The organism is Providencia sp. 2023EL-00965 (genome assembly GCF_033550225.1).
Lineage (GTDB): Bacteria > Pseudomonadota > Gammaproteobacteria > Enterobacterales > Enterobacteriaceae > Providencia > Providencia manganoxydans.
On the sequence record NZ_JAWUEH010000001.1, the window covers coordinates 323549 to 336869 of the forward strand.

At 38.5% G+C, this 13321-nt stretch carries 15 protein-coding genes; 7 read left to right on the top strand and 8 right to left on the bottom strand.

Annotated elements, in window-relative coordinates; translation table 11 throughout:
* Positions 1-89 precede the first annotated feature (89 nt).
* Positions 90-1487 carry a class II fumarate hydratase gene (fumC, locus tag SC428_RS01490; protein WP_070928066.1) on the top strand — a complete coding sequence of 466 codons (1398 nt, stop codon included), beginning with the start codon at positions 90-92 and terminating at the stop codon, positions 1485-1487.
* Between the two features lie 84 nt (positions 1488-1571).
* Here fumC and tus read toward each other — a convergent pair whose 3' ends face one another.
* The 3 genes from tus to SC428_RS01505 all read right to left on the bottom strand — a co-directional run bounded on the left by tus (position 1572) and on the right by SC428_RS01505 (position 4545).
* Entirely contained in the window at positions 1572-2492 is a 921-nt protein-coding gene (gene tus, locus SC428_RS01495) for a DNA replication terminus site-binding protein (RefSeq protein WP_318705674.1), read from the bottom strand.
* A gap of 121 nt (positions 2493-2613) precedes the next feature.
* Entirely contained in the window at positions 2614-3177 is a 564-nt protein-coding gene (locus tag SC428_RS01500) for a lytic polysaccharide monooxygenase (protein ID WP_283125154.1), read from the bottom strand.
* 114 nt (positions 3178-3291) lie between these two features.
* Complete coding sequence (locus tag SC428_RS01505) at positions 3292-4545, bottom strand: MFS transporter (RefSeq protein ID WP_140187593.1); 1254 nt, start codon at positions 4543-4545, stop codon at positions 3292-3294.
* 112 nt (positions 4546-4657) lie between these two features.
* Here SC428_RS01505 and SC428_RS01510 point away from each other — a divergent pair, with 112 nt between their 5' ends.
* The 3 genes from SC428_RS01510 (at position 4658) to bioD (ending at position 7764) form a co-directional block, all read left to right on the top strand.
* Positions 4658-5560, top strand: a complete 903-nt coding sequence (locus SC428_RS01510) for a LysR family transcriptional regulator (RefSeq protein ID WP_070928062.1) — start codon at positions 4658-4660, stop codon at positions 5558-5560.
* 178 nt (positions 5561-5738) lie between these two features.
* Positions 5739-6947: an ROK family protein gene (locus tag SC428_RS01515; RefSeq protein WP_070928060.1), complete on the top strand. Its 1209-nt coding sequence runs from the start codon at positions 5739-5741 to the stop codon at positions 6945-6947.
* Between the two features lie 142 nt (positions 6948-7089).
* Positions 7090-7764, top strand: a complete 675-nt coding sequence (gene bioD, locus SC428_RS01520) for a dethiobiotin synthase (RefSeq protein WP_070928058.1) — start codon at positions 7090-7092, stop codon at positions 7762-7764.
* A gap of 50 nt (positions 7765-7814) precedes the next feature.
* Here the strand turns inward: bioD and SC428_RS01525 are convergent, their stop codons facing one another.
* From SC428_RS01525 to SC428_RS01545, 5 genes are all read right to left on the bottom strand, one after another.
* Positions 7815-8048, bottom strand: a complete 234-nt coding sequence (locus SC428_RS01525; protein ID WP_070928056.1) for a DUF1161 domain-containing protein — start codon at positions 8046-8048, stop codon at positions 7815-7817.
* Between the two features lie 25 nt (positions 8049-8073).
* Positions 8074-8433: a DUF1283 family protein gene (locus SC428_RS01530; protein ID WP_070928053.1), complete on the bottom strand. Its 360-nt coding sequence runs from the start codon at positions 8431-8433 to the stop codon at positions 8074-8076.
* 78 nt (positions 8434-8511) lie between these two features.
* Positions 8512-9261: a bifunctional NADP-dependent 3-hydroxy acid dehydrogenase/3-hydroxypropionate dehydrogenase YdfG gene (gene ydfG, locus SC428_RS01535; RefSeq protein ID WP_283125151.1), complete on the bottom strand. Its 750-nt coding sequence runs from the start codon at positions 9259-9261 to the stop codon at positions 8512-8514.
* Between the two features lie 76 nt (positions 9262-9337).
* Positions 9338-10570, bottom strand: a complete 1233-nt coding sequence (locus SC428_RS01540; RefSeq protein ID WP_318705683.1) for a DUF4139 domain-containing protein — start codon at positions 10568-10570, stop codon at positions 9338-9340.
* Positions 10527-10961, bottom strand: coding sequence for a DUF4140 domain-containing protein (locus tag SC428_RS01545; RefSeq protein ID WP_318705684.1), 435 nt, complete (start codon positions 10959-10961; stop codon positions 10527-10529). Before SC428_RS01545 ends, SC428_RS01540 begins: the two co-directional genes overlap by 44 nt.
* 174 nt (positions 10962-11135) lie before the next feature.
* On the opposite strand from SC428_RS01545, the gene SC428_RS01550 reads away from it, so the two are divergent.
* The 3 genes from SC428_RS01550 to SC428_RS01560 all read left to right on the top strand — a co-directional run bounded on the left by SC428_RS01550 (position 11136) and on the right by SC428_RS01560 (position 13299).
* Positions 11136-11606 carry a GNAT family N-acetyltransferase gene (locus tag SC428_RS01550; protein WP_070928047.1) on the top strand — a complete coding sequence of 157 codons (471 nt, stop codon included), beginning with the start codon at positions 11136-11138 and terminating at the stop codon, positions 11604-11606.
* Between the two features lie 133 nt (positions 11607-11739).
* Entirely contained in the window at positions 11740-12594 is an 855-nt protein-coding gene (locus SC428_RS01555) for an SDR family oxidoreductase (protein WP_318705685.1), read from the top strand.
* A 99-nt stretch (positions 12595-12693) separates the two neighbouring features.
* On the top strand, positions 12694-13299 hold the full coding sequence (locus tag SC428_RS01560) for a hypothetical protein (RefSeq protein ID WP_318705687.1): 606 nt from the start codon (positions 12694-12696) through the stop codon (positions 13297-13299).
* Positions 13300-13321 lie beyond the last annotated feature (22 nt).

Below are 13321 nucleotides of genomic sequence, written 5' to 3' on the forward strand. Positions count from 1 at the left end.
GTGGCATTATAGGTTCGTTGTCATCGGCTTACCTGCAAGCCAATGATTCCAAAACCGATTATTCTGTGTATGTACTTAAGGAGATAGTAATGGCAGCCACTCGCATTGAAAAAGACTCAATGGGACCAATCGAAGTACCTGCTGACCAGTTGTGGGGCGCGCAAACTCAGCGTTCTTTAGAACATTTCCGTATATCTGTAGAAAAGATGCCTGTCGCATTGATCCATGCTTTAGCGGTCACTAAAAAAGCGGCGGCGAGTGTGAACATGGATTTAGGATTACTCCCTAAAGATCGTGGTGATGCAATTGTTGCAGCTGCGGATGAAGTATTAGCGGGTAAACATCCTACTGAATTCCCTCTCGCTATTTGGCAAACAGGTTCTGGTACGCAAAGCAACATGAACATGAACGAAGTGCTAGCGAACCGTGGTAGCGAGATCTTAGGTGGACAAAGAGGGAACGACCGTCTTATTCACCCAAATGATGATGTGAACAAGAGCCAAAGTTCAAATGATGTGTTCCCAACGGCAATGCATGTTGCGGCCGTTGTAGCCATTCGCGAACACTTGTTACCTGAACTAAAAGCGTTACACAAAGTGTTAGATGCTAAAGCAAAAGAGTTCAAAGACATCGTCAAAATTGGTCGTACCCACTTGCAAGATGCAACTCCACTGACTTTAGGCCAAGAAATTTCTGGCTGGGCAGCAATGCTAGCTCACAGTGAGAAACACATTGAAAATTCAGTTCCACATGTTTGTGAACTGGCGTTAGGTGGTACTGCTGTTGGTACAGGTTTGAATACTCATCCAGAGTACGCGGTGCGTGTTGCGAAAAAAATTGCTGAGCTAACAGGGCAACCATTTGTTACTTCACCAAATAAATTTGAAGCACTGGCAACCTGTGATGCATTAGTACATGCTCATGGTGCTCTAAAAGGTTTGGCCGCATCATTAATGAAGATCGCTAATGATGTTCGTTGGTTAGCATCGGGTCCGCGTTGTGGTATCGGTGAAATTTCTATTCCAGAAAATGAACCAGGAAGCTCTATCATGCCTGGTAAAGTAAACCCAACTCAATGTGAAGCACTGACTATGCTGTGCGCTCAAGTAATGGGTAACGATGTTGCAGTGAACATCGGTGGTGCTTCTGGTAACTTTGAATTGAACGTTTTCCGTCCAATGTTGATTGATAACTTCCTGCAATCTATCCGTTTATTAGCTGATGGTATGCGTAGTTTCAATGAGCACTGTGCAATTGGTATCGAGCCAAACCGTGAACGTATTGAAAAATTACTGCATGAATCGCTAATGTTAGTCACTGCGCTTAATACGCACATTGGTTATGATAAAGCAGCTGAAATTGCTAAGAAAGCCCATAAAGAAGGGTTAACGCTGAAACAAGCAGCATTGAAACTTAATTATCTGACTGCTGAGCAGTTCGATGAGTGGGTTCGCCCTGAAGATATGGTTGGTAGCATGAAAAGCTAATCATTAATTAATTGGTAATGAAAAGCACTTGCTCGCAGCGCGGCAGGTGCTTTATATGATTAATTATATTAGCCATTCATCACATCATATTTCCACATATAAGTTGAGACGCGGGAGCAGCAATTCAACAGGCTTTGAACGAGGTCGATTGCGTAAAGCAATATTCGTCGCTCGATAATCAGGCAGATCGCCTAGCACTATCTCTTCATAAGATTTATCAACCGCAAACACAATCAATGGGTTCGCACAGGCTAATTGCGTTTGTTTTTGCTGTGCGCTGTCCCAAACTCGAGCAATAGGTTGTACTTTCACTGGACGCTGTGTTTTTAAAACCGCGTTATCGCTTAAACTTTTGATCAGAAGTATTTCTTGTTCTATTTGGCTTTGCCAATGTTCACGGGTCATTCCTAATGGTGAACGTTTACTCTCTAATGAATCCTGTAACTTATTTAGAATCTGTTCTTTAGTGACTTTATTGATAACCTTTTTATTGGCCCAGCCAAATCTAACAGTATCAACATCAACAAGATAGGTTAGTGTTCGATAGGTATTGAGAGTCAATAGGCCATGTAAACTATCATGAACAAATTCAAAGCGTTGTGATTCATCAATTCCTGATTTTTTCGTAACGATATGTTTAATTTGTTTTTTTAACTGATTAATTTCATCTAATTGAGACTGAAGTAAACGAAAAGTAGAATAGGGGGTACTGACACATATTGCACCAGGTAAGCGAATAGCAGACTTATTGCTCGTCGATTCTGATTTATCTTGAAGAAATAATAGGTTAAAATGGTCTATAGCCTGTCTAATGGCGGATAAACCGGTAAATTTCTCAACATTAATTTCACTAATTTCTTTGTTTTCATCGCCTTTCATTATGTCGGGTAAACGAAATACAACGGCTGTAAAGTCAGTTAATTGCGACAGCTGTTGACTGAATTCAGATATTCTACTTTCCAACTGTTTGAAGTTATCAAGAAGGTCATATTTAGCTTTGTTCATATCACAGATGTCCATTTAGTTACAACATTCATTAGTTCTTGAAAATAGAATAGCAAATATTAAACACCGTGCATAATAATAATTTAACCAGCAATTAGGGGAGTTCTTTTCCCCTGAATGATTATTTAATATCTACATCAATAACTTGATAGAATGCATTCGCCGTATCAGCAATACTCCAAACAGCTAATATCACATGATAGCCTTTATTTTCTACCGGTAACTTACAATTATGAGTTACTATCGTTTGTGGATGAGTTGGTTCGTTATATTCACAAAATGGGGTTAAAACAAGTTGATCACGAGCTAATAATTGGGAAGGGTTCCAGTTAGGCTTAGTAATAAAGTATTCCCATTTTTTAGTTGCATGCCTAGCCGTTAGATACCACTTAAATGTTAATTGAGGGTGAGTAATCGTGTTTTTTATCCATCGTGAAGGGGTTTGCGCATTCAATGCATCAAATCGCTGAATACCCGCACTGGCAATTTCACCATCTTTAGGTCCATTTTGTGGGAAACCTTTAGGACCTTCTAGAGATTGAGGTTCATATTCTACAGCGCCACAACTCGTATTTTTTTTCAGTTTGCATAAATAGGCGCGGCTTTCTGGGTTCTCAACATAGCCATGGGCAAAAACAGTGGTAGAAAAGCAAAATAAAACAGAGAGTAGAAAAAAGTTTTTCATATGTTGTCCTCGTTAAGATTGAAGACAACATGTTCTCTTAATCAAACGCTATAAATAAATTTCATCGTTTGATAGGTATTAACAAATCAAATGCATTAAAAATTAATTATTTTGTTAACAACTAACTTTCAATTTATAACCAATCAACATACCAACAAGCAATAAGGCAGCAATAAATAAGGCAACACCTGACCATCCAAATTTCAACCAAAATACTCCGCCTACTGTGCCAGCAATACTCGAACCCGCGTAATAACTGAATAAATAAAGAGATGAAGCTTGGCCTCTTGCTCGTTTCGCTCTATGGCCAACCCAACTACTTGCAACTGAATGAGCAGCAAAGAAGCCTGTGGTCAATATTGTCATACCTAATAAAATAATCCAAAACTCTGAGAATAATGTTAACAAAATACCAATAAGCATCAGTGCCAGTGCAGAAAGTAGTACTTTTGCTAAACCAAATTTGTGCGTGAGGCTACCTGATTTAGATGCACTGTAAGTTCCTGTTAAATATATAATAGATAATAAACCTACTGTCGCTTGGCTAAAATGATAGGGGGCTTCCAATAAACGATAACCGATATAGTTATACATAGTGACAAAACCGCCCATTAAAACAAAACCTTCAATAAATAGCCAAGGTAACCCTTTATCCCTAAAATGAAGGCGTAAGTTGATCCATAAATTTTTAGGTTTTAATGAGCTAGCGCGAAAATGTTGTGACGGTGGTAGTAAACGCCAAAAACCTATTGCTGCAATTAGCGCTAAGCTACCTAATAAAATGACGGCAACACGCCAAGAATAGAAATCAGCAATCACACCTGTTACCAAACGACCACTCATGCCACCAATTGAATTACCACTAATGTATAAGCCCATAGATAGCGCAACATAGCTAGGGTGAATCTCTTCACTTAAATAAGTCATCGCTACAGCGGCAACGCCGCTTAAAGATAGGCCAACCATAGCTCGCGCAATTAATATGCCTTGCCAACTTTGCATGAAGGCACTCAATAAAGTAAATAACGCCGCACTGGTTAATGCAACTACCATGACATTTTTACGACCAATCGCATCCGATATTGGCCCTGTGATCAATAACCCTAATGCCATTAGTCCTGTGCTTAATGAGAGGGCGAGGCTCGCTGTGGCTGGCGACACATTAAAATCTTCCGACAGCATTGGTAAAATTGGTTGTACAAAGTAAAGCAACGCAAATGTTGCTAACCCAACAGTGAAAAATGACAGCGTTACGCGTAAGTACAGCGAGTCATCACGTTGAATGTAGTGTTTTTTAGGCGTGGGATTATCTTGCTTTCCATTAGCAGTATTTTCAGTCGGCAGACTATTTGTTGTTGAGTGTTCCATAATGTTCCTTGTCATAACAATCCAATTGATTTTGATCAAAGATAGAAACTTCAGAGTTTTTTGTCTAATATATTAATTATTAAAAATAATACTTTAAACATATCAAATGAAAATGGCCATTGAATTAAGACACTTACGATACTTTATTGCTGTCGCTGAGGAACTCCATTTTGGACGAGCCGCTGAACGGTTGCATATTTCTCAACCACCGTTAAGCCAGCAAATTCAAGCTCTTGAGGAGCAGATCAACGCAAAACTACTAGAGCGGAATAATAGAAACGTTTCGTTGACGCCAGCAGGCAGTATGTTTCTTAAAGAGGCTTATCAAATTTTGTCTCAAGTTGATGCGGCGGCAACTAAGGCCGCAAGGATGGAAAAGGGAGAGCTAGGGGAGCTATCAATAGGCTTTACTTCAACTACGCCTTTTATGAATAAAGTCACAACAAGCTTACGCCAGTATCGTGAATCATTTCCGGAAGTGGCGATTCATATGCACCAGATGAATACTAAACAACAGTTGGCTCCGTTACTTACTGGGCGGATTGATATCGGTATTATGCGAAATACGGCTTTGCCTGAACATTTAGATTATCAATTGCTCTTTAAAGAACCTTTTATGGTGGCTGTTTATGAAGGACATCCATTGTTAAAATATGAAAAAACAGGCATCGACATTCATCTATTAGCCGATTATCCCCTAGTATTTTTCGAAAGAGAGGTTGGTACTGCTTTGTATGACGAAATCCATCATTTACTAACATCAGCAGGGATCACGCCCAAAATTTCCCAAGAAGCAGGGGAAGCGATGACTATTTTGGGGTTAATTTCAGCTGGAATGGGGATCTCAATTATTACAGAATCCTTTACTCGTATGAAAATTGATGGCGTTAGATATATCAAATTTTCTAACATCGAGGCAGCTTCAGAAGTATGGTTAGTCTACAATACACGTAGAGCATTACCCGCAGCGGCTAAAAAATTGACGGATCTGCTAATCAAAAATATTGTTGGTTAAACAAATTCAAATGAAGATAGCTAAGTTCGCCATAACTTGATGTATACTCTAAATAATTCAAGTTGTAACTAGGCGACAGATAAGCACGTCGCTAGGCGCTTAAAAACAAGGCAACTTGAAGGACGATGATGATTAATGAGTCAATCTACTGCTATACAATAGGATCTAACAGCTTATTATGGAAAACCAAACGGGTCATATTGATCAAATAAAGCAATTAAATACTGGTATTGTTTACCGAGTCATTGATCAATATGGACCAATTTCCCGAATTGCCCTATCAAAGCAGTCACAACTGGCACCAGCCAGTATCACTAAAATTACTCGTGAATTAATTGATGCACATTTAGTGAAAGAGATTGAGTTCCCTGTACTCGGTTTACGAGGGCGTCCAGCAATTGGCTTAGTGATAGAGAGCGAAGGGTGGCAATTTTTATCAATACGTATTGAACATAACTCAATCAGTCTTTCACTTAAACAGATCAATACACAAACCATTATTGAGCAAGATTATCCTTTTAATGTAAAAGGTAATGATGAATTTTCAAGCACCATTGCAACATTAATTAGTGATTTTTTTTCAACCTATGCACGGCAATTAGAACGTGTGACTGCAATTAGCATTCTTCTCGATGGTTTAATTGAACCGTTCTCTGGGGTCATTTATAAATTAGCGAGCTATGATATTGAAAATCTATCGCTTGGGAATTTTTTAACTGAAAAAACAGGATTGCCAACTTATATACAGCCTTACGTCAATGCATTAGCGTTAACAGATTATTTTTCATTGCATACTAAACGAACAGCCAAAAATATTATCTACTTACAAATTGATGAGATTGTTAGTGCCGCCATCATCAATAATGGTGTTGCATTAGACAGTAGTACTCGCCGTGCAATACATTTTGGTCATGTGAAAATTGAGGGGCACAATGAAAACTGTTATTGCGGTAGAACAGGGTGCCTTGAAAGTGTCATCTCAATTCCCGCCATTTTAGCAAAACTCAATCAGTCACAAGAACAACTCTCATTATCTAATCTGACTAGTCGTGATATTTCATTTAATCACTTTTGTCACGGTGTTGAAAATCAAGATCCCCATTGCTTATATGTATTGAAGTATGTCGCTAAAATACTTGCTAACCAGCTTTCTCAATTAATCAATATCTTTGGTACCGAATTAATTTTAATCAATTCACCTTTAAATAATATTTCAGATCAATTCAATTGTCTTTTACGCCAATACTGTATTTCTCAATCCATTCCCCTATATTGTAATGAATTACAGATAGAAAATTCTATAATTACCAAGAAAGACAGTGAAACAGCATTAATTTTACAAGCGCTCTATGATGGTTCTTTATTACTTCAGTTACTACAAGGTTAATAACTATTAATAAAATTATTGTTATTAACTAGAAAATTGAGCTAACGCAAACTTCAGAGTTCTCTCTTCCCATAAACTGGTCCCATATCATTTTTCACTGCGAATTATGCAGTCGTCTGTCACTTCAGGATAGAAAATAACCATGATGAATCTATTTGTTACCGGGACAGATACAGATGTCGGGAAGACAGTATCCACATTAGCGATATTGCAGGCACTTAATAGTCAAGGAATTAAAGCGGTAGGTTATAAGCCTATCGCAGATAAATGTATTGATACTCCAGAAGGAATGCGGAATAAAGATGCATTGCTAATACATGGCGCATCACAACAATTAGTATCCTATGATGATGTAAATCCCATTAAAATTAAAGATAACTATAATCAAGAAAACCTCATTGACTTCAATAAGGTAAAACAAGGTTTAGACAATTTAAATAGCCAATGTGATACTGTTGTTATTGAAGGAAATGGTGGTTGGCGTTATCTATTAGATGACAATACATTTTATACGGATTGGCTAAAAGACCAAAAAGTTGGCGTGATACTCGTTGTTGGCATTCAACATGGTTGTGTTAATCATACTTTATTAACAGCTGATGCGATACGTGCTGATGGTTTACCGCTTGTTGGCTGGATTGCCAATCGAATCAACCCTGGGCTAGGCCACTATGCACAAATTATTAATCGTCTACAGCAACATATACAAGCCCCATTGCTTGGAGAAATCCCTTATTTGTTAAGACCAGAAGAAAAAGAGCTCAGTCAGTATTTGAATCAAAATAAACTGAAAGAGTTTATGTGTGAATACGCTTAGTAAGACGAACAAAATTGACAAGGGCACTGAAATTAGTGCCCTTTTGGCTATCAATGACGCGTATAAATAATTTTATACGTTTCATTTTGACAGTGGCCAACAACTTGGCCTTGAGACTGTTCCGCTTCATCATTTGGGACGGCAACTAAACTAAAATTATCAGCAGGCACGCCATTATTAATAATTTTTTGTTTAATTTCTTCAATCACACTTTCACATGATGCCTGAGCGAATACAGGCGCGAGTAAAACGACTAATGCAGGTAGTACCAATCTCATTTTCATAATAACTCCTTAATTGATTAATGAGTTATGGGCGAGCAAGAGGGCGTCCAGTATTGACATCAAGACAACGTTGAGTACTTGGTTCCCAATAAGCATTTAAATTAAGGCTTTTTTCACATGCATCTTTAGCATCAAACGCAGCATCAATTTTATCGAACTCTTTTTCGGTACGAGAGTTAACTTTTGTACGCAATTGACGAGTTTGATCCCATTGCTCTTTTTCTTGACGTGCTTGTTCTTTTGTCAAAACACTATCAACGTTACCCGAAGTTACACACGTACTTCCAGCAGTACAGTTGACACTCGCAGCTTGAGCGCCCATTAAAGGTAAACAGAGAAGTAATGCTGCTAAACCATGTTTAATAAACTTTGATGATGAGTTCATTTTAGTTCCTTACTTTAGTTCCATTCTAACAATGTAACCATAAAAGTTGACTTAAATACCTTAGAAAAGTACGAAAAATTAGCCTTCTTTATGGATCGTCAAACCAGCAAATGTTTGACAGACAGGCATCAATTCAAGTGTATTTACGTTCATACGAGCCGGTAAGTTGGCCACCCAATAGACAGTTTCTGCAATATCATCCGGTGTTAATGCATCAGCACCTTTATAAATACTTGCGGCTTTATCATCATCACCTTTAAGGCGGACATTTGAAAACTCAGTTCCACCGACTAAGCCTGGCTCAATATCGGTGACTCGTATTTTTTTACCTTGCAGATCAGCCCGTAAACCTAAAGAGAATTGTCTAACAAATGCTTTTGTTGCGCCATAAACATTTCCACCTTTATATGGCCAATTTGCAGCTGTTGAACCTATGTTGATAATGTGCCCATGATTGTTCGCAACCATCGTTTGCAGAACTTCATAGGTCATATTGACTAGGCCTTTAGTATTCGTATCAATCATAGTTGCCCAATCATCAGGATTAGCATTGAATGCAGGCTCTATACCTAGTGCTAAGCCTGCATTATTGACAAGGACATCAATGTTTTTTAAACCAGCAGGTAGCTCAGCGATCGCAGTTTGTATAGCTTGTCTATCTCTCACATCAAGAGTTAAAGGATAAAAATTATCACCTAATTCTTTTTGCAATGCAGCTAAGCGCTCAGAACGCCGACCCGTGCCGATAACGGTCGCACCATTTTGTATAAAACGACGAGCTATTGATTCGCCAAAACCTGATGTTGCGCCTGTTACTAAAATAATCATCATTACCCCTGTCAAATTATTATCGATTAGTATTACGTCATTCTAGCGCTAGCGGCACCGTTCTACAAATTGCAGATCATAACCCGACAATATGCTTTTCTTTTGGATATTTAAGGGTGTAATTAAGAGGGATTTCAGTTTGTTGATTAGGTTTCAGCAAGAGATCCCATTTAATTTTACCGTTAGTTTTATCCAAGTTACCGTTTTCATATTCCATATCGGTAATTTTAATCTCACTATCTTGGCTAACTGGTAACTGATCATAGACCACAAGATTTATATCATTATTACGATTATTCTTAACTTTGATAATATAGCTTTCTTTTTGTTCAATCATTGAGCCGATAAACGTCGGTTTTTTGCGTAATAGCTCATTATTTACTCGGCTTATTTGGATGTTTTTATCTACCCCAAAAGGTACGTCTAATGTTTTAGTCAGTTGATCCGTCATCACTTGGTAGCTACCAATATAATTATTCATTAAATAGATATTTGCAGGGCCATTAAGCAAATTAAGATTTTGCCAATTATCAACTTCAGCCTGTAGATAAACCTCTTCTGATAGTTTTGGCGTTGCTGTGTAGCGATACTTAGCATCAACATCTTCTTGTTTGATCGTGATAGATTGGGAGCGTGGTGTGCTATTTAAGCTATAAGGTAATTCAATATTATAACTAAGATTTAAACCATTCGTGTCCGTAACCACATAATCTGCAATACCTGAATTAACCTTTTTAGCACTCATTCTAGCGATTGGAGCAGGGGCTGATGGCGCCATTTCCATCATCATTCTTCCACCGGATATATCTGCCATTTGTTCATCATAAACAGATAAATACCAAGGTGATAAAGCCGGGGGAATAATATTACGAGTAGGGTTAGTTGATGAAAGTGATAATTTAACTTGCTCCCAATTAATACCTGTATTTTGAATAACATCTGCTTTATAGGTTAATAATAATGGCTTATCAATCGCTTTTGCTCTTATATCATACGATGGTGACCAGCCCGCATCAGGAGTCATATAAGAAACGTGCATATTTGTTGTAATACTTTTAGGTGTATCAACGGTCAGTACAATTTCGGTTTGAGAATCTGCATTGGCTGGTATTTTACTTTCTAACTGAGCTTGTAATAGCTCCACTTCCTCAGTTAATTTTTGTATGTTTTGTTCATGTACACGTTGCTCACTGAGAATTGATGCCATTTGTTTACGAATAAAGTCGAGTTTTGATGAGATTTGTTCTAAAGATAATGCTGTAGATTCACCAAAAAAAACGCTGATCTTTAAGTAATGCAAGTTGTTCATCATTAACTTTTACGTTGATATTGATATCTGCGATTTGATTTTTTATTTCATTAATTTTCTGTATTAGTGCTGTAATATCAGCAGTATACGATGGTTTTGTCGGAACATGTTGTAGATTGACTGAACGAATGACAATATCATCAGTTGCAAAACTCATAGAAAGACTTTGTTTATCTACATTTCTAGCTACATTTGTTAGCGTTATTTGGCTTTGGCCAGCAGGCAGCACTAACTCAGCGCTATTATTAAGTTCCGCACCTCGCAAAAATATCGTTGCTTGATTTAGTTTTAATTCTTTATTTATTGATTGGATCTCATTAGCAACAGATTGCAACGAAATAAATGCTGAAAATAATGCAACACCTTTCACCAATTTTGCTACAGTCGGCATATTTAACCTCATAAAAATGTGAAAATTAGCGGATTACAACGCATCATATTTCATATGATAATATCTAGATAACAGAATAAACCTAAATATGACCTTTATAAGGTTAAGGTAGGCAAGTAACTGCTTATAAAATATCATTAACATACTAGGTAGAATTTCGTAATAAGGAAAGAGATGCAATTAGAGTTTAAAAGACTGATTGATATAGCGCCGAGTGATATCGCAGAATTAAATAACCACCCTGAGGTTCTCAGACATATGCCACTAGGTAGCCCTAATTTTGACATTGAAAAAAGCCAAGCTTGGGCGAAAGATAAAGACTCTCAATGGGATATCCATGGTTATGGCCCTTGGGCCTTTGTAATTGATGGGATATTTATAGGTTGGGGAGGGCTTCAAAAAGAAGGTGACGATGCAGACTTAGCGCTTGTGCTTCACCCTAAATATTGGGGAATGGGGAAAACTATTTATAAAGAAATTATCCGCCGAGCATTTGATGAAATGAATCTGGAGAGCATAACCATCTTATTACCACTATCCAGAGCAGCTAAAGCAGTATCTCGTTATGGCTTTCAACCAGATGGTACTCTTGTATATGATGGCATTTGCTTCCAACGATTTAGGTTATTTGCAAAGCATGAATAGCATTGATAGGTGTTACTTCCGTTAAACATTACAGCCCATTATGCCGAGCGAGCGCCATTAGCTGCTTAGCTTTTTCTTTTAAAATATAAGCCGTAAATTGGCTTAGAACAAACGGTTAACCATAGGATATAGTGTGCAAAAAGTATTGGTCGCAGGGGCTACAGGTTATTTAGGTCGTCATCTTGTTTCAGAATTGAAACAGAAAGGATATTGGGTAAGGGCATTGGTCAGATCAGCCAAGCAGCAAATTCAGGTTTCAGCTGCGGATGAAATTTTTGTTGGTCAGATTACCAAGCCAGAAACCTTACACTGTATAGCGGATGGAATAGATGTCGTGATCAGTGCTGTCGGTATCACTCGTCAGAAAGACGGCTTAACGTATATGGATGTAGATTACCAAGGTAATGCTAATTTATTACACGAAGCGGAAGGCTCAGGCGTTAAGAAATTCATCTATATCTCCGCAATAGACGGTGACAAAAACCGACAACTTAAAATTTTTCAAGCCAAAGAGCGATTTGCTGATGAACTTAAACGTTCATCGATTGATTCAACGATTGTCCGTCCTAACGGTTACTTCAGTGACATGGGGGACTTTCTCAATATGGCTGCATCTGGACGGATTTACCTTTTCGGTAATGGTAACGTAAAAATTAATCCTATCTCCGGTGGCGATCTTGCTAATTTTATCGTAAGTTTGATAGCACAAAAACAAAGCGATGTTGCCGTAGGAGGACCAGAAATACTCAGCCTTAATCAAATTAGTCATTTAGCCGGTCAAGCCCTTGGTCGTGAAATCAAAATCACACACTTACCCGATTGGATGAGAAAAATAGCAATTGTACTGGTAAGGAATTTTACGTCACAAAAAACGTATGGCCCGATCGAATTTTTTCTGACATTTATGGGCTCTGACCACATAGGGCAATCAGTAGGTAATGAATGTTTAATCGACTTCTATATTGAAGAAGCAAAAAAACTTAACTAATTTTCAGCGGCGGGCAGTGGGATAGGGAGCGGCTTTAGTCCTGACCAAATCAAACCGCACACGGCATCCGATGCCTTCAGTCGTTCGGGTGATCTGCTCGTGTTTTATGGTACAAAAGCCAATATTGCGAAAATACAGCAAGTATTGCCCCAGTTAGACACGAAAACTCGTAAAGTCTTTGTGGCCGCTTACGTGTTCGAGGTACAAACCGCTGAGCATAACGGCTCCGGCTTGGCATTGGCGGCAAAATTACTTAACGGAAAAGTACAAATCGCCACCGGATCATTAACCGGCTCGTTTGATAATTACATTCGTGTGACAGGGTCACGCATCGACGCGTTATACGAGCTGTTTCGGCAAGATAGCCGTTTTCATGTGGTCAGTTCGCCACGCTTGCGCGTTCAATCAGGCAATAAAGCCCAATTTTCGGTGGGTTCCGAAGTGCCCGTTTTGGGCGGCATTCAGATTGACAATAACGGGGGAAAATACCAGTCAATCAGCTATAAAAACTCAGGGGTTATTTTTGAAATTCAGCCCAATGTGCGCGGCGATATCACCGATTTAACCGTAAGCCAGCAGTTGAGTACCTTTGTAAAAACGGACACAGGCGTGAATGATTCACCGACGTTATTAAAACGGGAGGTTTCAATCTCCGTTGGGGTGCGTTCAGGCGATATTATCGTTTTGGGCGGTCGGTCTGGCTGAAACCAAAAGCAGCGAAGCCGAA